Raw genomic sequence first — 21,866 nt, 5'->3', positions numbered from 1 at the left:
GGAGATTTTTCATGAACATGCCCCTGAACACGCCTTTTGCCCTCGCTAGCGACCCGATCGAGCAGGCCCGCTACAACATGATTGAGCAGCAAATCAGGACTTGGCTGGTACACGACGCAGACGTTCTGGACACGCTGGCCCAAGTGCGCCGCGAACAATTCGTGCCACCCGCTTGCAGCGCCATGGCCTTCATGGACCTGGAAATTCCGCTGCACGGCGCCCCCGAGGACATCGCGCGTACTGGCCAATGCATGCTCAACCCCAAAGTGGAAGCACGCATGCTGCAAGACCTGAAAGTGCAGAAAAACGAGCGCGTACTGGAAATCGGCGCCGGCTCGGGCTATATGGCCGCCTTACTGGCCTACCGCGCGCACCACGTCGTCACCTTGGAAATCAACCCTGAGCTGGCTGAAATGGCGCGTGAGAATCTCGACAGCGCGGGCGTCACCAACGTCACCGTGCGCCTGGCCGACGGCGCACAGCCTGGCACGGTGCCCGACGGCCCGTTTGACGTCATCGTGCTCAGCGGCTCGGTCGCGACCGTGCCGCAAGAATTGCTAGCACAACTGCGCGATGGTGGCCGCCTGGCCGCCTTCACCGGGCAAGACCCGGTCATGCGCGCCACCTTTGTGCAGCGCACTGGCGACCGTTTTGTCACCACCGAGCCCTGGGACATGAATTCCCCCCGCCTGCTGAACTTCCCGGAGCCACAGCCCTTCAAGTTCTGAGCACGCCGGAGCCACTCCCATGATCGTCCAAGTCCGTCCAGCGCAATTGCAGGCCTGGTTTGAGCAACTCGCTGCTGACCCCGGCCTGGCGCCCCTGGTGCTAGACGTGCGCGAACCCTGGGAGTTGCAAACCGCCAGCATCCGGGCACCGCAAGGCTTTGAAACTTTGGAAACACTGGCCATCCCCATGGGCAGCATCCCTGACCAACTCGCCATGCTGGACAAGGCACGCCCCATCGCCTGCCTGTGCCACCACGGCATGCGCAGCCAGCGGGTGGCGGCCTTTCTGGCGCACCACGGTTTTGCCCAGGTAGCCAACATCACCGGCGGTATCGATGCCTGGTCGCGCGAGCTCGATTCCTCCGTGCCGCTGTATTAAGCGGCCCACTGCGCCGCTTCCTTGAAAGACTTTGCCATGTACCTGTTTCGATCGCTCTCCTTGTCTTTGGCGTTGGGCACTGCGCTGGTGGCACCCGCCCAGGCCCAAAGCCTGGTAGAGCTGTTGAACGCCGCACGCAGTTACGACGCGCCCTGGCAGTCCGCCAAGGCCCAACTCGATGCATCCATCGCGCGCGCTGACCAGGCCCGCGCCGGCCTGCTGCCCAGCGCAGCACTGTCGGGTGAAATAGCACGCGCCAAAACGGACGTCACCATGCCACCGATATCGGCCAGCATGACCACGCACACCCTGGGCATCAACGCGGCGCAGCCCTTGTACCGACCCGCTAACCGCATCACGCTGCAGCAAGGCTTGCGCGGCATCGACGTAGCGCAGGCACAGCTGGATGCTGCCACGCAAGACCTGCTGGTGCGCGTCAGCCAAGGCTACTTTGATGTGTTGGCGGCGCAAGACACGCTCGCCTTCGTCCAGGCGCAAAAAGCTGCGGTCTCTGAGCAACTGGCTGCTGCCAAACGCAATTTTGAAGTTGGCACCAGCACCATCACCGACACGCGCGAAGCCCAAGCGCGCTACGACCTGGTGACAGCCCAGGAAGTGGCCGCAGAAAACGATCTGCGCGTCAAAAAGCTGGCCCTCGACCAGCTGGTCGGCAGAAATGGCACCCAACCGCTGCCTTTGGCCATTCCGCTGCCTTTGCCGGCGCTGGAGCCAGCGGATGTCTCCGTCTGGGTGCAACAGTCACAAGACGGCCAGCCGCTGGTGCGCCAGGCCGCCATTGCGCTGGACGTGGCCCAGTTGGAAACACAAAAAGCACAAACCGGCCACCTGCCGACGGTGGATCTGCAGGCGGGCTACAACGTGCAGCGCTCACCCAACGGCACCATGACCCTGCCCGGCATCAACAGTCGCGTCACCAGCGCCAGCATTGGTGTGGCGCTGAACCTGCCGCTGTTTGCCGGCTTCGCCGTGCAAAACCGCGTGAAAGAAACGCTGGCACTGGAAGATAAAGCCCGCGCCGACCTCGACAACCTGCGCCGCACCGTGGCGCAAAACACCCGCGCCGCCTTTTATGGCGTGCAATCGGGCCAGGGCCAGGTCAAGGCACTGGAAGCGGCCGAACTGTCCAGCCAAAGCGCCCTCGACGCCAACAAGCTCGGCTACCAAGTCGGCGTGCGCATCAACATCGACGTGCTCAATGCCCAAAGCCAGCTCTACCAAACCAAGCGCGACCTGGCCCAGGCGCGCTACAACGTACTGCTGGGCACGCTCAAGCTGCGCCAAGCGGCAGGCACGCTGTCAGAGGCTGACGTGCAGGCCATTGACGCCTTGCTGGCCAAATAAAAAATAGAAAGATGCGCCGGGTTTATGCCCCCGCATCGGATCGCGTACCGGTCGGGCCAGCGTGCGATGTCACCGGCGGCAAAAACGCCCACCGCACTGGTTTGCAAATAAGCATCCACCACTACATCCCGGTCCATGCTCAGGCACGCCTGCTCGGCCAGTGCTGTGGCCGGGCGCACGCCAATGCCGACGACCACCAGATCCGCTGGCAGCTTCTCGCCACTGCGCAGCGTGACCTCATGTGCATCGATGCGTGTCGCCTCGGTGCCCAGGTGAAAGACGACGCCGTTTTTTCATGCAAATCGCGCAAGAATGCGCCCACCTGCAGCCCCAGCACTTTTTCCATCAGCGTGGCTTCGCGGCCCACCACCTGCACCTGGATGTGGCGCGCGCGCAGCGAAGCGGCCACTTCCAAGCCGATGAAACTGGCACCGATCACTACGGCATTGCGGCATTGCGGCAGGTTGGTGCGGCATCCACCAGCGCCTGACTGTCGGCCTGCGTGCGCAGGCAGTGCCCATGGGGCAGATCGGCACCGGGAATATCCAGCCGAATCGGCTCAGCGCCAGTGGCCAGCAACAAGGCACCATAGGACAGCTGGCTGCCATCGTCCAACTGCAGCTGGCGCTGTGCGGTGTCGATATGGGTCACCTGTGTCGCCAAACGCAGGTCAATGCGCTGCTGCTGATAAAACGCCGACGAGCGCAGCGCCAGCCAATCGGCTGGTGCCTTGCCAGCCAAATAATCCTTGGAGAGATTGGGCCGCGGTCCACGGGCAATGCCGCCTCCGCGCTAATCAGCGTGATCGGGCCGGCATAGCCTTCGCGGCGCAGCATGTCGGTTACGCACCCTGCAGCAGGGCTGCCACCGCCAGCGCCGTGGCATGGGCTGCACCCTGGTGTGCCTGGGCAAATTGCACGGCAGCAACGCGCGCCTGTGCTAAAGAGGGGCCGTCTTGCGCCAGCGCACAGGCAGTCGCCATGCCCTGCGCCATGTCATCTACACGCTGTGCAGCGCCGGCAGTGCAGGCCAATGCGGCCGCCTCGGCAAAGTTGAAAGTGTGCGGCCCCAGCACCACCGGGCAACCACAGGCCGCCGCCTCGATCAGGTTTTGTCCTCCCAGCGGAGCAAAGCTGCCGCCCAGCAGCGCTACATCGGCCAAGCCGTAGTACCGCGCCATCTCGCCCAATGAGTCCCCCAGCCAGACATCGGCTGGTGCGGGCTGCGCCGCTGTCCCCTGGCTGCGCCGCACCACGCGCAGGCCGGCGCGCTGCAGCAGCTGTGCCACCTCTTCAAAACGCTGTGGGTGGCGCGGCACGATGAGCCACTGCACGCGGTGGAGCAGGTCGGCACCAGCGCCGTCAGTCACTTCATTTTTAATAGCTGTTGGCGCTTGTAGCGATTGGGCTAGAGGCCTATTTGACCTGAAACTCTCCAACCACAAGGCCTCTTCCCCTTCGCGGCTGCTGGCCAGCAGCACCACCGGGCGCGCGCTGCGGGCGCGCCCGGCGCGGCCCTGGGCCAGTTGTGCTGCATCCGGCACGACATCAAATTTCAGGTTACCGAACACGCCTTGCACTGGCGCGCCCAGGTTGCGCAGGCGCTCAGCATCCGCCTCGGTTTGCGCCCATACCGCTGTCAGTCCGGCATAAGCCGGACGGGCCAGCCAGGCCAGGCGCTGTGCCTGGCGCTGCGATTTATCGCTCAACCGGGCATTGGCCAGCACCAGCGGCACCCCTTGGGCGCGGCAGGCCGCAGCCAGGTTAGGCCAGAGTTCGGTTTCGATCAGGATGCCTATGGCCGGCCGAAAGCGGCGCAAAAACCGCGCCACAGCGGCGCGCGTGTCCCAGGGCTGCCAAACTTGCACGTCGCCAGGCTGCAGCAGTTTTTCACCCTCACAGCGCCCTGTGGCGGTGCCGTGGGTCAGCAGCAGGCGCATCCCCGGTAGCTGCTGGCGCAGGGCGTCCAGCAAGATGGCGGCGGCGCGGGTTTCGCCCAGCGACACGGCATGGACCCAGACCAGGGGGGAAGCCGGATCAGCGCCGTAGCGGCTGTCGCTCGGCGCCAAACTGTCCAGCGATGCTGCGTAGTGGCCAAAACGCTCGCCCACATGCTGGCCATAACCCGGCTCGGCCACGGCACGGCGACGCAGTTTGCGCAGCAGCAGCGGCTGCGCGACCCAAGTCAGGGCCGAATACAGCCACAGTGCAGCGTGGGCCATGGCGTGCACCAAGGTGCGTTAATGCGCCGCATCACCGACGACTGCATCGGGCTTGACGCGGTGCAGCAGCGCCAGCATGTCTTGCGTAATGCGCGCCAGCGCTTCGGGGCTGTGGCCTTCAAAGCGCAGCACCAGCACCGGCGTGGTGTTGCTGGCACGGATCAGGCCAAAACCATCGGCCCAATCCACGCGCAAGCCGTCAATGGTGGTGATGTGTGCCGGCGCAGCAAAGCTGCTGGCGGCCAGGGCCTGCAATTGGGCCGTCAGCTGGTGCGGTTCTCCTTCGGCACAAGCGACGTTCAGTTCGGGCGTGCTGTAGCTGGTCGGCAAGGCATTGAGCACGGCGCTGGGGTCGCTGGAGCGGCTCAAAATTTCGAGCAAACGGGCGCCAGCGTAGGTGCCGTCGTCAAAGCCGTACCAGCGCTCTTTGAAGAAGATGTGGCCGCTCATCTCACCGCCCAGGGGCGAGTCCAGCTCTTTCATGCGCGCCTTAATCAGTGAGTGGCCGGTTTTGTACATCACTGGCTCGCCGCCGGCCGCGGTGATGGCCGGCGCCAAGCGCTGCGTACATTTCACGTCAAACAAAATTTTGCCGCCGGGCGCGCGACTCAGCACGTCTTGCGCAAACAGCATCATTTGCCGGTCGGGGAAGATGTTGTGGCCTTCTTTGGTGACGATGCCCAAACGGTCGCCGTCGCCATCAAAGGCCAAGCCCAGCTCGGCGTCGCTGTCCTTCAAAGCGGCGATCAGGTCGCGCAGGTTCTCGGGCTTGCTCGGGTCGGGATGGTGATTCGGGAAGTTGCCATCGACCTCGGAAAACAGCTCGATGACTTCGCAGCCCAGCGCGCGAAAGATGCCCGGAGCCGAGGCGCCGGCAATACCGTTGCCGCTGTCGATGACGATTTTCATCGGGCGCGCCAAGGTGATGTCGCCAACGATGCGCTCGCGGTAAGCCGGCAACACATGGGCCTCGCGCAGGTTGCCACCGGGGGCCAGTTGCCAGCTTTCGTCTTGCATGGTTTGCCGTAGTGCCTGGATCTCGTCGCCAAAGATGGCACGGCCATTGAGCACCATCTTGAAGCCGTTGTAGTCCTTGGGGTTGTGGCTACCCGTGACTTGAATGCCGCTACGGCACAGCGTATTGGCGGCAAAGTACAGCATCGGCGTAGTGCACAGGCCGACATCAATCACCTCCAACCCGGCTTCGGCCAAGCCCAGCATCAGGGCCGAGGCCAATTTAGCGCCGGACAAGCGCCCGTCACGGCCGACGGCGACCATGGTTTCGCCTTCAGCACGGGCGGCGCAACCAAAGGCACGGCCCAGGCCACGGGCGATGGCTTCGTTCACGGTCGCGGGCACGATGCCACGGATGTCGTAGGCCTTGAAAATCGAGGGGGAGAGCTGCACGGACGTTCTTTCTGAAAGCGAGGGGCGGCTGGGCCCGCAGAGGGGGAGCGGAAATCCGGCTGCATTGTAGGCATGTCCGGCGACGTGTTGACGATCCGGCCGCTCTTCACAACCACTAATCTAGCTATCAAATTCATAGCTATCAGCGCATATCCTAAAAGCGCTAAAGGCTTATTTGGCATTTAATATGCTTCTGCCTGCAACCTTCCCCGAGCACTGCACACAGCCACGTCGCTACGCCCCTCCACCGCCCGCCGATCAGCATGCACCCAAGACAGCGCAAGGAGCGAACGCCAAAATCGACCCGTCACCTCCCTGCATCGGCGGGACACATAAAAATACACCCTAAACTGCGCCCATGGTTCTAGCGCCCATTCCGCTTCTTTTTCTTGGCGCCCAGCCGCCGGCAGCGCCTTGCGGTGCTGCTGCAGCAAAAATTCGCCCCCCCCCTTTCTCCCACAAGGCGCTCCATGCTGCGTGATTTAGTTTTGGTCCTCGGCCTGCTGGCCCTGTTGATACTGGCCATGGCCACCATTCCAGTCCACACCATTTTGCGCAATTCCCTGCGCTTGCGCGTGGCCATTGGTCTGGCCGCCGGACTGTCGGCCACAGCCAACATGGCACTACCGGCCTTGCAAAACATGCTCGGCGCGATCCACACACCGCCGGTGAGCAGTGCCATCGCCATGCTGGTATTTGGTCCAGTCGCCGGTCTGGTGAGCGCCGCGACAGTGCTGCTGTTTCACTTCATGCTGCACCCCGCAGGCGAGATACTCGGCATTGCCTGCATGGTCACCACGTCCGCCCTGGCGTATGGCTGGCACCGGATACGCAGCCGCAGCCATCCGCTGGTGGCACTGGCCGCCCTGTCGCTGACGCTGCCGCTGGTGCTGCACCTGTGTCTGCAGTGGTGGGGCAGCACACCTGCCTCAGACTGGCTGAGTCCCCTCACCTGGCGCTTTGGCATGGGCGCACTGTTGCTGGGCGGCGGTATCGAACTGGTCATGGCCCGGGCGCGGTCAGTGCAGGCGTTGGAACAGGCGCATGAGACCCTGCAGCGGCGCGAACAAGAACTGTTGCTGGCACTGGAGTCTGCGCATGGGGGGCGCTGGGGATGGGACATTGAAAACAACGTATTCACCTGCAGCGGCCATTTTTATGATGCGTTTGGCGTGCTGGGATACGACTCCGCCACGCTACAGGAGCGCTGGAATGCCCTGCGCCACCCCGAGGACGCAGCACGCATTACGCCGCATCTGCAGCGCAGCGCCCTGGGTCTGGAAGAAATATTCCATGCCGAATACCGTATGCGCGATATCCACGGGCATTGGCGCTGGCTGGTCTCACGCGGCATCGTCGCGTCGCGCAATGCACAGGGACTCACCACTCGCCTGACCGGCCTGCACCTGGACGTGACGGCCTCGCGCGAGATAGAAGAAGCGCTGCGCACGGCGCAGACCAAATACACCGCCATCTACGACACCATGCCCGACGCGGCAGGCATCAGCAGCCTCACCGATGGCCGCTTCCTGGAGGTCAATGCGGCGTTTTGCCAGCTGTTGGGCCTGACGCGTGAAGAAGTCATCGGCCGCACAGCGCAAGAAGCGGGCGTCTGGGCCACCGAGCACGAACGACCCAAGTTGGTGCAAGCGCTGCAGCGCGATGGCAAGGTCGATCGCTTGGCGATGCTGGCCCAGGGCAAAAACAGACGCATTCCCGGCCTGATGTCAGCGCGACCCGTGCAGATTGACGGCGAAGCCTGTCTGGTCTTCGTGTTTCGCGATATCACCCAGGAGACACGAACCAACACCGAGCTGGTGGCCCGCAACAGCCTGCTGCAGCAAGCCGGGCGCCTGGCCCGTTTGGGCGCCTGGGAAGACGTGCGTGGCCAGGGAATCGCGTATTGGTCGGACGTCTGCTATGACATCCATGGATTGACGCCAGACGCGCCGCTACCGCGCAACTACATCAGCGAACACGTGGCGCCGGCTTGGCAAGAGGCGATGCGCGAACAGGCGCGCCAGTGCATCCTGCAGCAAACCGAATGGAGTGCCGAGATAGAAATCGTGCGCGCCGACGGCGCCCTGACGTGGGTGCGCGTGCGCGGCGAGCCGGTGGTCGAAAACGGCCGCGTAACGCGCATTCGCGGCGTGATGCTGGACATCGACCAGGCCAAGCGCACCGAACAGCGCCTGCGCCAGTCCGAAGAGCGTTTTTTACGCATCTTCCAGTTGCTGCCCTACCCCATGGGACTGACACGGCGCAGCGACGGCTCCTACATCGAAGTCAATACGGCATGGGAGCAGGCACTGGGTTTTAGCCGTGCCGAAGCGCTAGGCCAGTCGTCCATCTCCCTGGGCATTTATACGGCGGCACAGCGCGCGACGCTGATAGCGACAGTGCCGCCCGACGGCCAGTTGAACAGCTACGAGGCCGTGATGACGGTGCGCAGCGGCGAAAAGCGCACCGTGCTGCAGTCCATGCGCGCGGCCACACTCGACGGCGAAGCCTGCTGGCTGTTTGCCATGCACGACATCACCAACCGCAAACGCGCCGAAGAGCGTGTGCGCGAGCGCGAGGAGTTGCTCTCGCTCACCATCTCGGCCGCCTCACTGGGTTTGTGGGACTGGAACCTGCAAACCGGCATGGTGACGGGGGACCACCGCTGGCATGAGATGCGCGGCAGCCGCCCCGATGGCATCCAGCCCTCCACGGCCCTGTCCTGGACGGCAGCCATGGGCTCCACCGACATTGCCCTCATCACGGCCGAAGTGGCACGCCATGGCGCCCACCCCGAAACCCCCTTTGATGCCACTTGGCGCATCACACACCCACACCACGGCGACCGCTGGATACACAACCTGGGCAAGATCGTCAGTCGGGATGCCCACGGCCAGCCGCTGCGCATGGTGGGCGCCTGCATCGACGTCACGACCCAGCGCGAACAAGAAGAACGCCTGCAAAAAATGGCGCATTACGACGCCTTGACCGGTCTGCCCAACCGGGTGCTGCTGGCGCAGCAGCTGGAAGAAGCCATGGCCAACGTCCAGCACAGCAGCAAACTGCTGGGCGTGGCCTACCTCGATCTGGATGGTTTCAAACCCGTGAACGACCGTTTTGGCCACGACACTGGCGACCAGTTGCTGGTCATGGTGGCCACCCGCCTGACGCGCGCGCTGCGCTCCTGCGACTGCGTGGCACGCCTGGGCGGCGACGAATTTGTCATTCTCCTGCCCGACTTGGCCAATGTGAGCGATGGCGAACAGGCACTGCACACCGTCATGCAACGCATTGCCGCCCCTTACACGCTCGGAACCGAACGCGTCACCGTCACCGCCAGCATCGGCTACACGCTCTACCCCCAGGACGCGGCCGATGCCGACACCCTGCTGCGCCATGCCGACCAGGCCATGTACGCTGCCAAACAGGCCGGGCGCAACCGCTTTCACCAGTTTGATGCGGCCTCCGAACGCGCCACGCAACAGACACGCGAACAATTGGTCTACCTGCGCACCGCCCTGGCCAACGGGCAGTTCGTGCTGTTTCTGCAGCCCAAGGTGGATATGCGCCTGGGCACCGTGGTCGGCGCCGAGGCACTGGCGCGCTGGCAACACCCGGAAAAAGGCATCCTCTCGCCCGCAGCCTTTTTACCGTTGCTGGAGAACACCGATCTGGAATTTTCTTTTGGTGCCTGGGCCGTGAATGCCGCACTGGACCTTATCGAGGCACTGATGGACAGCGGCCTGTACTTGCCCGTCAGCGTCAACATTGCCGCCCCCCACCTGCAGCAGCCGCAATTTGCCGCCTGGATGGCGCAGCAACTGGCGCGCCACCCCCGCGTTCCGGCAACCCTGCTGGAAATCGAAATCACCGAGACCGCCGCGCTCTACAACATCGATCCCGTAGCCGACACCTTGCGCGAACTGGGCACACTGGGCATCAAGACCTCACTGGATGACTTTGGTACCGGCTACTCCTCTCTGACCTACCTGCGCCGCCTGCCCTTGAGCACTTTGAAAATCGACCAGAGCTTTGTCCAGGGCATGATGAACGACACCGGCGACCGCGCTATCGTGCAAGGCGTCGTCGGCCTGGCGACCTCTTTTGGCTACGACGTGATCGCTGAAGGGGTCGAGACCATTGAGCAAGGGCAGCTGCTGTTGCAGATGGGGTGCCCGCTGGCGCAGGGTTATTGCGTAGCACGCCCCATGGCACTGGCGGCCTTTCAGGAGTGGGCCGGACAGTGGCAAGCCCCTGCCGCTTGGCGCCACCAGGACGGCCCCTGAGCCAAAGCCCCAGAAAACGTGGATGGCCTTGCTGCGCTACTGCGTTGGCACACCCGGCTCTGGCGCAGCTTGGAAGGCATCGGTATCGCCGCGCTCAGGCACCGACTCAGGTATCAGCACTGGCACCGCCAGCACCGCAGGTGCGGCAGGACTGGCATCAGGCAGGGGCAGCAGCTCGGCCGATTCAGTGATCTGCGCACGCGGCTGAGGCAATGCAGGCGGTGCAGCACGGGCCGCAGCCGCTACGGGAGGTCTGGGTAGAACAGGGGTTTTCACAGCAGCCTCGTCGGGAGGCACCTGCGCAGCAGCAAAAAAGCGTTGCCGCCAGTCACGCAAGTGCCGCGTGAATTGGCTCCACCAACTGTCATCGCGCGCATCCACAAAGCGCACGCGCGCGTCAATGGCTTGGCTGCGCAGGGCCTGCTGAAAAAACCCGCCCACCATCGGCAAAGCGCTGTGTGCGCCCTGCCCCCAGTAATCGCTGCGCAAGGTGATGCGGCTGTCGTTAAAGCCCACCCAGGCACCCGCAACCAACTGCGGGTGCAGCAGGATGAACCAGCCATCGGCATTGTCTTGTGTGGTGCCAGTTTTGCCAGCGACATCCGCGCGAATGCCATAGCGGGTACGAATCGCACGGCCCGTGCCTTTGTCAATCACGCCGCGCAGGGCGGCGCGCAACGTCTGGGCCGCTGGCACCGGCAGCGTCTGTTGCGCTGCAATCGGCGAAAATTCCTGCAACACCTTGCCATGGCGGTCTTCAATCCGCGTCACCAGCACCGGCGCAATGTAGCCACCAGCCTGGGCAATGGTGCCGTAGGCCGAGACCATTTCCAGCAAGGTGACCGGGCTGGTACCCAACGCCAGCGACGGCACCACGTCCAGCCGGCTGTGGCGCACCCCCATGGCACGGGCCAGTTGCGCCACCTTGGCAGGGCCCACTTGCTGCATCAACTGCGCAGTAATGGTGTTCTTGGAATAAGCCAGACCGTCGCTGAGGCCGAGCGGCAAGCCACTGGGGGCACTACCGTCCTTCGGGCGCCAGACCTCGTTGCTGCCGGGCAGCGCAATGTCAACCACTTCATCCACCAGCGTATCTGTCGGCTGGGCTCCCGCGGCAAAGGCAGCACCATAGACAAAAGGCTTGAAGGTAGAACCGGGCTGGCGCTGCGCCTGTTGCACATGGTCAAACGGATCTTGCGCAAAATCGCGACTGCCGACCCAGGCACGCACCTGGCCCGTTTGCGGGTCGAGCGCCAGAAAGCCCGCTTGCACACGCGTTTTCTCCTGGCGCAAGGCATTCAAAAAAACGGCATCCGCCAGCAACAGACTGGCTGCGTCGTCGTCGGAGACTCCCTTTTGGCGCGCAGCGCGGTAGGCGGGGGTTTCACGCACCAGGGTTTTCACCAGCGCATTACCGGCACTCCAGCTGCCACGCTGGTGCCAAGCAGCGTCTGCCACGCCTTGCAACTGGCGCCCTTGGTGTGCCACCGCCTGATTGGCCAGCGCCTGCAGGCGTGCATCGATGGTGGTGCGCACTACCAGACCATCGGTGTAGATGTTGTAGTCGTTGCGATCAGCCCAGGCGATCAGCCATTTGCGCAGTTGCTGGGCAAAGTGCGGCGCGGGGCCAGGGGGCTCGATCTGGCGTTCGAAGTCGATGCGCAGGGTTTTTTTTTTCAAGCGCTCAAACTGTGCCGCCTCCAGTGCACTGCGCCGGACCATTTGCGCCAGCACCGTGTTGCGCCGCTGCAGCGCACGCTCTGGATTAAGCACCGGGTTGTAGTAACTGGTGCCCTTGAGCATACCGATCAGGGTGGCGCTTTGCAGCAGCGTGAGCTTGTCTGCCGAGGTGCCGAAATAGGTGCGCGCTGCCATCTCGATACCATAGGCGTTATAGAGAAAAGGGACGGTATTGAGGTACGTCTCCAGAATGTCGTCCTTGGAGTAGAGCCACTCGATCTTGAAAGCCGTGATGGCCTCCTTGAGTTTGCGTGTGAGCGTCGGGGCACGCCCAATATCTTCCGGAAACAAGTTGCGCGCCAATTGCTGCGTCAGGGTCGAGCCGCCCTGGCGCTGACCTGAAAATGTCGCCAGTGCGGCCCCGGCGGTACGCCGCCAATCCATGCCCCAGTGCTGGTAGAAGCGATGGTCTTCGGTGGCAATCAGGGCAGCGGTTACCGGCGCTGCGATGCGTTGCAGTGGTACCCAGTCACGGTGCACCCACTGGTACTGCGCCAGCAAAATGCCATCCCGCGACAGCACCTGCGCTGGCTGCTCTAGGCGAGCCTTGCGGATGTCGCTGATGGCCGGTGTAAACGGTATCAGCACCAAGGCGTACAACAGCAGTAACACCGGCAACACCGCCGCGCACAACAGCAATATGCGCCACGTGGCGCGGCTGCGCAGACGTTGCAAAAATGGCAGTAATAACGGCGACCAGACAGCCCGTTGCCCGACAATCCAGGCCCATGCCCGAGCACGGGAAAATGAAAAATGCATCAGGGGATTATGTTTTGCACCGCAGGAGGGTCATTGGCATCGTCTGGAGACAGCCATTTTGTGCCTGCATTGATGTCCCTGCCCAGCACCAGCCCATCCGTCACCACGAAAACACAGCATCCCACCGGCATTCATCTGCCCATCGCAAGGCACGCAAGACGCCCTGCATACCTTGCTGCCTGCGCGCACACCCAACAAGATGGCGTTCCTTTGAACAGCCGCCATCAACGACAATACAAGCTTGGGCCAGGCCCTTGTAACTGGACTGGCAGCAACCACCATTTTCGCCCCTCCCTAGGCGGCGACCGAAGCAAAAAATTGCTGACTTCCCCAGCACCAGCCACCGGATACATTTCGACATCCTGAAAAACTCATTATTCTTCTCGAATGACGCAATGGCTGTTGCAACACAAAAAACGACGCAGAATTAATGAGTTGCAACAGTTACCTATTTGAATTCAAAAACCAATGAAGGCCGATTCGATGATGAATATCGTGATCTTGGACGACTACCAGGACGCCGTACGCAAACTGCACTGCGCCGCCCGCCTGGATGCCTATAACGCCAAGGTCTATACCAACACCGTCAAAGGCGTGGGACAGTTGTCGGTGCGTCTCAAGGATGCCGACATCATTGTGCTGACGCGCGAGCGCACGCACATCACACGCCAACTGATCGACAAATTGCCCCGCCTGAGATACATCGCGCAAACCGGCAAGGTCGGCAGCCATATCGATATGGCTGCGTGCACCCAGCGCGGTATTGCAGTATCTGAAGGTGCTGGCTCGCCCATCGCACCGGCCGAGTTGACCTGGGCACTGATCATGGCCGCCATGCGGCGCCTGCCGCAATACATTGCCAATCTCAAGCATGGTGCATGGCAGCAATCGGGACTGAAAGCCGTCTCCATGCCACCCAATTTCGGGCTGGGCAGCGCGCTGCACGGCAAAACGCTCGGCATCTGGGGTTATGGTCGCGTAGGGCAAATTGTGGCTGGCTATGGTCGTGCTTTTGGCATGGATGTGCGCATCTGGGGGCGCGAGGCATCACGCGCACAGGCACTGAGAGACGGCTTTCAGGTAGCCACCACGCGCGAAGATTTTTTCTCGCAGAGCGACATTCTTTCGCTGCACTTGCGACTGCATGAAGACGCGCGCGGCATCATCACGCTGGCAGATCTGTCGCGCATGAAACCGACGTCGCTGCTGGTCAACACCTCACGGGCCGAACTGATTGAGCCCGACGCCTTGATTGCGGCACTGAACCGAGGCCGTCCCGGCATGGCAGCCATCGATGTATTTGAAACAGAACCGATTTTGCAAGGCCATGCCTTGCTGCGCCTCGAAAACTGCATTTGCACGCCCCATATCGGTTATGTAGAGCAAGACAGTTATGAGCTCTATTTCGGCTCTGCGTTTGATAATGTGATCAACTTCATCAATGGATCACCAACAAACATCGTCAATCCTGAAGTATTGCAAATACCTAGTTGACTATAAAAACAGCAATCTTTTAAAACGTATCGTTCACTCAATTTTCTTGGAAGCTGGCGCCTGATTTTTGCTGGCCAGCTCTTCCGCCACGGCTTCATACACCACTTGGCGCACGACGGATTCGACTTCTTCGCGCAGCCGCGGCAGCACCGATCGGGTCTGCTCCTGCACCACCGTAGCGATGGCGTCGCGTAAGCGCCGATCCAGCCCTACATCGACGCGCTGCATCACGCGGTGTACCAACAGCTCTTCAAAACCATCAGGCATCTGCGGGGCTAACTCAGCGAGATGTGCAGCTGGCTGGGGCTGCTCTGGCACCGGGGGCGGCAAAGGCTCCAGCAGCGGCGCTGGTCGGGTATCAAGCACCACCTCGGTCAGGGTAGGCACAAAGCGGGGCGGACTTCTAGGGGGCTTGGACATGGGTCGGCCTTCAGCTTTTCAATACCAGATCATGGCGCACGATGAAATAGCCGCGTTGGGTGTAGTCGCGCCAACGGGTTCTGGCCTGCTGGCGGTCCAACTCATCACCGGCGCTGACCACCTCGATCAGGCGCGCAAAGCTGGCAAACCCTCTAGGCACCTCGGCTCCCAGATTGAGCAAGACTTCGTGGTGTGAGGACTGCTGAGGATCGGCCAGCAACAGCACCGGCGACGCGTCCCACACCTGCGGCGCACTGTCGGCCCGGCCATGGGCAACAAACTCTTGCGGCGCCATATTCCACAGCAGCCCATCGAGTTGATCCAGCACCGGCTGTGGCGCCGTAATGACGAGGCGGTGCTCGCTACGCAGCATTTTTCGGGCAAACCGACAGGCGTAAGCCAGTTTGTCCGGCGCATTGAAGTGAAAAGCGACCTCGGTCATGCCAGCCGGGGATTACTTGCCAGGCGCAGCCGGTGTGGCACGCGGTTCGCGCGCCACAGCGCTCTTCGCCACGGGATTTTTGGCTGCAGTCTTGGCCGTTGGCGCCTTCGGGGGGGGCGTATCAGCCTCAGCCCGAGCACTGGCCTGCAACAGGTAATGCACCAGCAGTCCAACCGGGCGGCCGGTGGCCCCCTTGGCAGCGCCACCTTTCCAGGCTGTGCCGGCAATATCCAGGTGCGCCCACGGGAACTCGCCAACAAAACGCTGCAAGAACTTGGCTGCCGTGATGGAGCCGGCAGGTCGGCCGCCCACATTGGCCACATCGGCAAAATTGGTCTTCAGGCCCTCAGCATAGTCATCGTCCAGTGGCAGGCGCCAGCACAGATCTTGTGCGCTCTCGCCCGCCGCCAGCAGCGCCTGGGCCAGAGCGTCGTCAGTCGCAAACAAACCGCTGCGCACGCCGCCCAGGGCAATCACGCAGGCGCCGGTCAACGTGGCAATGTCCACCACGGCAGCGGGCTTGAAGCGGGCGGCGTAGGTCAAGGCATCACACAACACCAGCCGGCCTTCGGCATCGGTGTTCAAAATTTCAATGGTTTGACCGCTCATGCTGGTCACCACATCACCGGGCTTGAGGGCACGGCCATCGGGCATGTTTTCGCAGGCCGGAATCAGACCGACGACATTGATCGTCGGCTGCAATTCGGCCAGCGCCCGAAACACGCCCAGCACGCTGGCGGCGCCGCACATGTCGAACTTCATCTCATCCATCTCGGCACCCGGCTTGAGGGAGATACCGCCCGAGTCAAAGGTGATGCCCTTACCCACCAGCACGATGGGTGCCTGCGTTTTGGCAGCGCCGGTATAGCGCAGCTCGATAAAGCGCAGCGGCTCCTGCGTGCCCTGCGCCACCGCCATGAACGCGCCCATGCCCAGCTTGGCGACATCGGTGGGGCCCATCACTTTGCACTGGATGCCGGTGTGTTGGGCCAGCCCCTTGGCGGCATCGGCCAGCAGCGTCGGCGTAGCGTAATTGGCCGGGCGGTTGCCCCATTCACGCGCAAATTCAACGCCGACGGTGACAGCCACGCTGTGCTCAAAGGCCTGCGTCACTGCAGCGGTATCCGCCACGCCGATGATCACGCGGCTGAGCGTGCGCGCCTCGGCTTTGGATTTGGTGGTGGTGTAGACATAGCTGGCCTGGGCCACGCCCTGCACCGCAGCAGCGACTGCATCGGCCGACGCCGGGCTGGCAAAACACAGCACCGCGCGCTTGACCGATACGGCCCGCAGCAGACCGGCTGCCGCTTGCACGCCCAGGCGCACACCACGTGCGTCGCCCGCGCCCACGCCCAGCAACGCCACCCGGCGTGCAGCGACGCCAGGCACTTGGTACAGCGACAGGTTCTGGCCGACTTTGGTGCTCAGGTCGGCGTTTTTGAGCGCCTGCGCCACCACGGCGGACAAAACGTCAGTGCCGGGCTTGAAGCCATCGGGCACCAGGAGCACCAGCAGGTCACATTTTTCTGCCGCAGCCTCTGGCAGCCCCAGCGTCTTCAGATCAAAGTTCATAATTGGCCCTTTTCTTTCGCGCCCATGTTATTCGATTCATCCATCCGCAAAGAGCTGGCGCGCGGCTTTGGTGCCACCCTGGTGGTGCTGGTCACCGTGGTCATGACCATGATGCTGATCCGCACACTGGGGCAGGCAGCCCGTGGCAGCGTCAACCCTTCCGACATCATTCTGGTGATGGGCTTCACTGTGCTCGGCCAGCTGCCGACCATCTTGTGCCTGAGCCTGTTTGTTGCCATCGTCGCCGCGCTGTCGCGCATGTACCGCGACAGCGAAATGGTAATCTGGTTTGCCAGCGGCCAAGGCTTGAGCAGCCTGCTCAAGCCACTGCTGCGCTTTGCCTGGCCGGTGGTGGTGGTGGTGGCGACGTTGGCCCTGCTGGTGTGGCCCTGGGCCAACCAGCAGATCCAGGAATTGCGGACCCAATACGAGCAGCGCAATGACATCGAACGCATTGCCCCGGGCGAGTTTCAAGAGTCGGCCAACGGCAGCCGGGTGTTTTTCATCGACAAAGATAGCCCCGATCCACAGGCCGCCAACAACGTCTTTATTGCCGCGACGCTGCCTACCGGCGAATCGGTCACCTCAGCGCGCAGTGCACGCCTGGAAGTGCGCTCCGGTGAGCGTTTTGTGCTGCTGAGCAACGGCGAACGCGTCGAATCCTCTACCACCAAACCGGGGTTGAAGATCAGCGAATTTGTCGAATATGGCACGCGCCTGCAGCAAGCCTCCAACGTCAGCATCGAAGCCGCCAACGTCAAGACACGCAGCACCGCGCAATTGCTGGCACAGCCCGATGCGATGCAGCTGGCCGAACTGGGCTGGCGCTTGGGATTGGCGCTGGCCGCCTTCAACTTTGTCGTGCTGGCACTGGCGCTGTCGAGCGTCAATCCGCGCGCCAGCCGCAGCGCCAATCTGGTGTTTGCCCTGTTTGCCTTCATCGTCTATTACAACTTCATGGTGCTGGGGCAAAGCTGGATCGGCACCGGCAAGGTCAGGTTACTTCCCTTCATGGCCCTGCTGCACGGCGGTATTCTGGCCTTTTCTGTCCTGCTGCTGACCGCGCGGCACAACCATTGGTCGCTGCGCACATGGCGGCAACGCCGGAGAGCCGCATGAGCACCATTCGCCGTTTCATCTACAAGGAAGTGATCGCTGCAGTACTGTTCGTCACGCTGGGGTTTCTGGCGCTGTTTTTTTTCTTCGACCTGATCGATGAATTGCGCTGGGTAGGACGCAGCGGAGGCGGCTACCAGATCTCGCAAGCTCTGCTGTTCGTGGCGCTGGCCATTCCAAGCCATTTGTATGAGCTGCTGCCGATCACCGTGCTGATCGGCACCATCTACGTCATGGCGCGGCTGGCGCAAAGCTCTGAATTCACCATTTTGCGCACCAGCGGGCTGGGGCCGAGGCAGGCGCTGGGCATGTTGCTCACGCTGGGCGCTGCGTTTGTGCTGGTGACCTTCGCTGTGGGTGACTACGTCGCCCCGTGGAGTGACCGGGCAGCCCAACTGGTCAAAGCGCGCTACCTGGGCAAGATCACCACCGGCGCTACCGGAGCTTGGCTGAAAGAGCACCGGGACGCACACTCCTACGCCGTCAACGTGCGCGCCATCGGTCCCGACGGAGCCATGCAAAACGTGCGCATCTTTGAATTTGACGCCGCTGGCCACCTCACCGAGCAGACCCAGGCGCAAAGCGCCCATTTTGGGCCCGGTGACGTCTGGACGCTGGAGCAAGTACGGCGCAGCAGCTTTCACAGCCGCGGCGCTGACGAAGCCTATGTCGAGCACCGGCAACTCCCCACGCTGGCTTGGCCAACACAGATCACCAACGACATGGTGTCCGCCGCCGTGCTCAAGCCCGACCGCATGGCCACCATCGATCTGTTCCAGTACATCAGCCACCTGCAAGCCAACGGCCAAGCCGCCCAGCGCTATGAAATCGAGTTCTGGCGCAAAGTGTTCTACCCGCTCAGTTGCCTAGTCATGGTGGTGCTGGCCCTGCCCTTTGCCTACCTGCATTTTCGCTCCGGCAGTGTCACCGGCTACGTGTTTGGCGGCGTGATGGCCGGCATCAGCTTCTTCTTGCTCAACAACGTCTTTGGCTACGCTGGCAACTTGCAAAACTGGTCGCCCTGGCTCACTGCCGCTGCACCCGGCATGATTTATTCACTGCTCTCACTGGCCGCCTTTGGCTGGCTGGTGCTGCGGCGCTGACCTCACCCCCTTCCCTCTCCTTTATGAAAACCCAACAAGCCCCCCACGACAACAGCCACGGCATCGTCCTGTTCGCCCATGGTTCACGCGACCCACTCTGGCGTGCGCCGATTGAGGCGGTGCGCCAACAGCTTGAAACGCAGCACCAGCACACAGCAGTGCGCTGCAGTTACCTGGAGCTGTGCGCCCCCAGCCTGCCCGATGCGGTGCAGGAACTGACCACCCAGGGCGCCACACGCATCACCGTAGTGCCGATGTTCCTCGGCACCGGCAAGCACGCACGCGAAGACCTGCCGGTATTGGTACAAGCGCTGCGCAACACCCACCCCGGCGTGCAATTCCATGTCCAGCCGGCCATCGGCGAAGACCCTCGCATGACCGCCCTGATGGCCGAGATCGCCTGCAGCCGGTCCACCTGACAGCCGCGATGCCCGCCTCTGTCCGCAGCACAACGGCTGCACCCTGCGCAGCGCTTCTGCCCGCTTAGACACATGCAGCATAATGATGCGACTTTTTAGCTCACATCAGATATGAATCTGCACCAATTTCGTTTTGTTCAAGAGGCCGTGCGCCGCAACCTCAACCTGACGGAGGCGGCCAAAGCCCTGCACACCTCGCAGCCGGGGGTCTCCAAGGCCATCATTGAGTTGGAGGGCGAGCTGGGCATAGAGATCTTTGCGCGCCATGGCAAACGCCTCAAACGCGTCACCGAGCCCGGCCAGCACGTGCTCAAAAGCATCGAACTCATCATGCGCGAGGTCAGCAACCTCAAGCGCATTGGCGAGCAATACAGCGCCCAGGACAGCGGCACCCTGAGCATCGCCACCACCCACACCCAGGCGCGCTACGTGCTGCCGCTGCCGGTGGCACGCTTGCGCGAGGCGTACCCCAAAGTCAACGTCAGCCTGCACCAGACCACCCCCGACCAGGTGGCGCGCATGGTGATCGACGAAGTCGCAGAAATCGGCATGGCCACCGAATCGCTGGCCGCTTACCCCGAACTGGTCACCCTGCCTTGCTACGAATGGGAGCATGTACTGGTGCTGCCACCGGGCCATCCGCTGGTGCAAAAAGAGCGCATCGGGCTGGAGGACATTGCGCACGAGCCCCTGATCACCTACCACCCCTCGTTTACCGGGCGCGGCAAGATCGATACCGCTTTTACCGCGCGCCGCCTGCAGCCGCGCATTGCCCTGGAAGCCATCGACTCCGACGTCATCAAGACCTATGTGCGCCTGGGGCTGGGCATCGGCATCGTCGCTGAAATGGCCATGCGCGACGACCCGGTGGGCGACCTGGTGGTGCGCCCGATGGGCCATTTATTCGGCCAAAACGTGGCACGCGTCGCCTTCAAGCGGGGTGCTTACCTGCGCAACTTCGTCTATAAATTTGCCGAACTGATCAGCGACCGCCTCAGCCGCGACCTGGTGGCACGCGCCATGACCGGTCAAGTGAACGATTACGAACTGTAATTTTTATTCCCTTCGCCACTTTGCCAGCGCGCCATGACATTCACCTCTACCACCTCTGCGACCGAACGCTCTCCCAGCCTGCGCAGCCGCCTGCCCCAGGTCGGCACCACCATCTTCACCGTCATGTCGGCGCTGGCCGCCGAATGCAGTGCCGTCAATCTGGGCCAAGGGTTCCCGGACTTTGACTGCGACAGCCGCCTGCTGGACGCCGTCAACGACGCCATGCGCGCCGGCCACAACCAATACGCACCGATGCCCGGCGTGCCAGCACTGCGCCGTGCCGTTGCTGCAAAAATGGAAGCACTTCACGCCCGTGCCTATTGCCCTGACAGCGAAATCACCATCACCGCTGGCGCCACCCAGGCGATCCTGACCGCCATCCTGGCCATCGTCCATCCGGGCGACGAAGTCATCGTGCTCGACCCGTGCTACGACAGCTACGTGCCCAACATCGTGCTGGCCGGCGGCATTGCAGTGCGCGTGCCGCTCACGCCCGGCACGTTCCGCCCCGACTTCGACAAAATCGCCGCCGCCCTGTCACCGCGCACCCGCGCCATCCTCGTCAACAGCCCGCACAACCCCAGCGCCAGCGTCTGGAGCGCAGCCGACATGCTGACGCTGCAAGAACTACTGGCACCGACCGACGTACTGCTGATCAGCGATGAGGTCTATGAGCACATGGTGTTTGACGGCCAGCCGCACCACAGCGCCGCGCGCTACCCCGGCTTGGCAGCACGCGCTTTCATCGTGTCCAGCTTTGGCAAAACCTTCCACGTCACCGGCTGGAAGATGGGCACCGTGGCCGCGCCCGCGCCGTTGACGGCGGAATTTCGCAAAGTGCACCAGTTCAACGTCTTCAGCGTCAACACGCCGATGCAGTACGGCTTGGCGCAGTACCTGGCCGACCCGGCGCCGTATCTGCAATTGCCGGCCTTCTACCAAGCTAAGCGCGACCTGTTCCGCAGCGGCTTGGAGGGCTCGCGCCTGCGCTTGCTGCCCAGCAGCGGCACCTACTTCCAGTGCGCTGATATCTCCGCTGTCAGCGATCTGAACGAAGCCGATTTCTGCCAATGGTTGACCCGTGAAGTGGGCGTAGCGGCCATTCCGCTATCAGCCTTTTACGGCGATGGCTTTGACCAGCGCGTGGTGCGCTTTTGCTTTGCCAAAAAGGATGAGACCTTGCTCGCTGCCCTGGCGCGGCTGCGCAAGCTCTGAGATCGGACGCCTGTTCTAGGCGTCTGCGGTTCTCTGCATATCAAAAATAATAGCTATCAGCGCACGCAATCAATGGACTTGCGTTTGTTTAAAGCTTGAAAGCCTTGAAGAACCTGCGCTAGCAGCTCACTTTTTTGATGACCTGTGCTG

Annotated in this window: 17 protein-coding genes and 1 pseudogene; 10 read left to right on the top strand and 8 right to left on the bottom strand. The window is 62.5% G+C overall.

The genetic code is table 11. The features are described 5' to 3' along the window. Positions 1-11: 11 nt before the first annotated feature. Genes Q390_RS0112245 through Q390_RS0112235 form a run of 3 tightly spaced genes read left to right on the top strand, consistent with a single transcriptional unit; the run spans position 12 to position 2,469 of the window. Complete coding sequence (locus Q390_RS0112245) at positions 12-728, top strand: protein-L-isoaspartate O-methyltransferase family protein (protein ID WP_027996323.1); 717 nt, start codon at positions 12-14, stop codon at positions 726-728. A gap of 19 nt (positions 729-747) precedes the next feature. Next, positions 748-1,107 (top strand): rhodanese-like domain-containing protein, encoded by a 360-nt coding sequence (locus Q390_RS0112240; RefSeq protein WP_027996322.1) that lies wholly within the window; start codon positions 748-750, stop codon positions 1,105-1,107. Between the two features lie 36 nt (positions 1,108-1,143). Beyond that, positions 1,144-2,469, top strand: a complete 1,326-nt coding sequence (locus Q390_RS0112235) for a TolC family outer membrane protein (RefSeq protein ID WP_027996321.1) — start codon at positions 1,144-1,146, stop codon at positions 2,467-2,469. On the opposite strand, the pseudogene Q390_RS20540 reads toward Q390_RS0112235, so the two are convergent. The 4 genes and pseudogenes from Q390_RS20540 to Q390_RS0112215 all read right to left on the bottom strand — a co-directional run bounded on the left by Q390_RS20540 (position 2,373) and on the right by Q390_RS0112215 (position 6,097). Continuing rightward, positions 2,373-2,878: pseudogene (locus Q390_RS20540) on the bottom strand (FAD-dependent oxidoreductase). The gene Q390_RS0112235 and the pseudogene Q390_RS20540 sit on opposite strands and share 97 nt — an antisense overlap. A gap of 29 nt (positions 2,879-2,907) precedes the next feature. After that, the gene (locus Q390_RS20535; RefSeq protein WP_027996319.1) at positions 2,908-3,210 is read right to left on the bottom strand and encodes an FAD-dependent oxidoreductase; all 303 of its coding nucleotides are present in this window, start codon (positions 3,208-3,210) and stop codon (positions 2,908-2,910) included. Between the two features lie 100 nt (positions 3,211-3,310). Beyond that, positions 3,311-4,690 carry a 3-deoxy-D-manno-octulosonic acid transferase gene (locus Q390_RS0112220; RefSeq protein WP_027996318.1) on the bottom strand — a complete coding sequence of 460 codons (1,380 nt, stop codon included), beginning with the start codon at positions 4,688-4,690 and terminating at the stop codon, positions 3,311-3,313. Positions 4,691-4,708: 18 nt separating this feature from the next. Then, positions 4,709-6,097 (bottom strand): phosphomannomutase/phosphoglucomutase, encoded by a 1,389-nt coding sequence (locus Q390_RS0112215; protein ID WP_027996317.1) that lies wholly within the window; start codon positions 6,095-6,097, stop codon positions 4,709-4,711. Positions 6,098-6,567: 470 nt separating this feature from the next. On the opposite strand from Q390_RS0112215, the gene Q390_RS20530 reads away from it, so the two are divergent. Next, a complete protein-coding gene (locus Q390_RS20530) occupies positions 6,568-10,383 on the top strand; it encodes an EAL domain-containing protein (RefSeq protein WP_027996316.1) in 3,816 nt (1,271 codons plus the stop codon). 36 nt (positions 10,384-10,419) lie between these two features. On the opposite strand, the gene Q390_RS18370 is transcribed toward Q390_RS20530, so the two are convergent. Continuing rightward, positions 10,420-12,882, bottom strand: coding sequence for a penicillin-binding protein 1A (locus tag Q390_RS18370; protein ID WP_084153896.1), 2,463 nt, complete (start codon positions 12,880-12,882; stop codon positions 10,420-10,422). 486 nt (positions 12,883-13,368) lie between these two features. Between Q390_RS18370 and Q390_RS0112200 the strand changes: the two genes are divergently transcribed. Next, entirely contained in the window at positions 13,369-14,376 is a 1,008-nt protein-coding gene (locus Q390_RS0112200) for a D-2-hydroxyacid dehydrogenase family protein (RefSeq protein ID WP_027996315.1), read from the top strand. A gap of 33 nt (positions 14,377-14,409) precedes the next feature. Here the strand turns inward: Q390_RS0112200 and Q390_RS0112195 are convergent, their stop codons facing one another. The 3 genes from Q390_RS0112195 to Q390_RS0112185 are packed head-to-tail and all read right to left on the bottom strand — an operon-like array spanning position 14,410 to position 16,810. After that, a complete protein-coding gene (locus tag Q390_RS0112195) occupies positions 14,410-14,796 on the bottom strand; it encodes a hypothetical protein (protein ID WP_027996314.1) in 387 nt (128 codons plus the stop codon). Between the two features lie 10 nt (positions 14,797-14,806). After that, on the bottom strand, positions 14,807-15,238 hold the full coding sequence (locus Q390_RS0112190) for a DNA polymerase III subunit chi (RefSeq protein WP_027996313.1): 432 nt from the start codon (positions 15,236-15,238) through the stop codon (positions 14,807-14,809). Positions 15,239-15,250: 12 nt separating this feature from the next. After that, positions 15,251-16,810: a leucyl aminopeptidase gene (locus Q390_RS0112185; protein WP_027996312.1), complete on the bottom strand. Its 1,560-nt coding sequence runs from the start codon at positions 16,808-16,810 to the stop codon at positions 15,251-15,253. Between the two features lie 24 nt (positions 16,811-16,834). Here Q390_RS0112185 and lptF point away from each other — a divergent pair, with 24 nt between their 5' ends. The 5 genes from lptF to Q390_RS0112160 all read left to right on the top strand — a co-directional run bounded on the left by lptF (position 16,835) and on the right by Q390_RS0112160 (position 21,716). Continuing rightward, positions 16,835-17,929, top strand: a complete 1,095-nt coding sequence (lptF, locus tag Q390_RS0112180; protein WP_027996311.1) for an LPS export ABC transporter permease LptF — start codon at positions 16,835-16,837, stop codon at positions 17,927-17,929. Further along, a complete protein-coding gene (lptG, locus tag Q390_RS0112175) occupies positions 17,926-19,029 on the top strand; it encodes an LPS export ABC transporter permease LptG (RefSeq protein WP_027996310.1) in 1,104 nt (367 codons plus the stop codon). The genes lptF and lptG overlap by 4 nt, the downstream gene beginning before the upstream one ends. Before the next feature lie 23 nt (positions 19,030-19,052). Continuing rightward, positions 19,053-19,448 (top strand): sirohydrochlorin chelatase, encoded by a 396-nt coding sequence (locus Q390_RS0112170; protein WP_051603210.1) that lies wholly within the window; start codon positions 19,053-19,055, stop codon positions 19,446-19,448. Positions 19,449-19,559: 111 nt separating this feature from the next. Beyond that, entirely contained in the window at positions 19,560-20,501 is a 942-nt protein-coding gene (locus Q390_RS0112165) for a CysB family HTH-type transcriptional regulator (protein ID WP_027996308.1), read from the top strand. 33 nt (positions 20,502-20,534) lie between these two features. After that, the gene (locus tag Q390_RS0112160) at positions 20,535-21,716 is read left to right on the top strand and encodes a pyridoxal phosphate-dependent aminotransferase (RefSeq protein WP_027996307.1); all 1,182 of its coding nucleotides are present in this window, start codon (positions 20,535-20,537) and stop codon (positions 21,714-21,716) included. Positions 21,717-21,866 lie beyond the last annotated feature (150 nt).

It is taken from the genome of Simplicispira psychrophila DSM 11588 (genome assembly GCF_000688255.1).
Taxonomy (GTDB): domain Bacteria; phylum Pseudomonadota; class Gammaproteobacteria; order Burkholderiales; family Burkholderiaceae_C; genus Simplicispira; species Simplicispira psychrophila.
This window is presented reverse-complemented; position numbering and strand designations above follow the sequence as displayed.

Excerpts from the sequence above, each read along its gene's own strand:
- Q390_RS0112245 (WP_027996323.1), top strand. The coding sequence starts at position 12 with ATGAACATGCCCCTGAACACGCCTTTTGCCCTCGCTAGCGACCCGATC.
- Q390_RS0112240 (WP_027996322.1), top strand. The coding sequence starts at position 748 with ATGATCGTCCAAGTCCGTCCAGCGCAATTGCAGGCCTGGTTTGAGCAA.
- Q390_RS0112235 (WP_027996321.1), top strand. The coding sequence starts at position 1,144 with ATGTACCTGTTTCGATCGCTCTCCTTGTCTTTGGCGTTGGGCACTGCG.
- Q390_RS0112220 (WP_027996318.1), bottom strand. The coding sequence starts at position 4,690 with ATGGCCCACGCTGCACTGTGGCTGTATTCGGCCCTGACTTGGGTCGCG.
- Q390_RS20530 (WP_027996316.1), top strand. The coding sequence starts at position 6,568 with ATGCTGCGTGATTTAGTTTTGGTCCTCGGCCTGCTGGCCCTGTTGATA.
- Q390_RS18370 (WP_084153896.1), bottom strand. The coding sequence starts at position 12,882 with ATGCATTTTTCATTTTCCCGTGCTCGGGCATGGGCCTGGATTGTCGGG.
- Q390_RS0112200 (WP_027996315.1), top strand. The coding sequence starts at position 13,369 with ATGAATATCGTGATCTTGGACGACTACCAGGACGCCGTACGCAAACTG.
- Q390_RS0112195 (WP_027996314.1), bottom strand. The coding sequence starts at position 14,796 with ATGTCCAAGCCCCCTAGAAGTCCGCCCCGCTTTGTGCCTACCCTGACC.
- Q390_RS0112190 (WP_027996313.1), bottom strand. The coding sequence starts at position 15,238 with ATGACCGAGGTCGCTTTTCACTTCAATGCGCCGGACAAACTGGCTTAC.
- Q390_RS0112185 (WP_027996312.1), bottom strand. The coding sequence starts at position 16,810 with ATGAACTTTGATCTGAAGACGCTGGGGCTGCCAGAGGCTGCGGCAGAA.
- lptF (WP_027996311.1), top strand. The coding sequence starts at position 16,835 with ATGTTATTCGATTCATCCATCCGCAAAGAGCTGGCGCGCGGCTTTGGT.
- lptG (WP_027996310.1), top strand. The coding sequence starts at position 17,926 with ATGAGCACCATTCGCCGTTTCATCTACAAGGAAGTGATCGCTGCAGTA.
- Q390_RS0112170 (WP_051603210.1), top strand. The coding sequence starts at position 19,053 with ATGAAAACCCAACAAGCCCCCCACGACAACAGCCACGGCATCGTCCTG.
- Q390_RS0112165 (WP_027996308.1), top strand. The coding sequence starts at position 19,560 with ATGAATCTGCACCAATTTCGTTTTGTTCAAGAGGCCGTGCGCCGCAAC.
- Q390_RS0112160 (WP_027996307.1), top strand. The coding sequence starts at position 20,535 with ATGACATTCACCTCTACCACCTCTGCGACCGAACGCTCTCCCAGCCTG.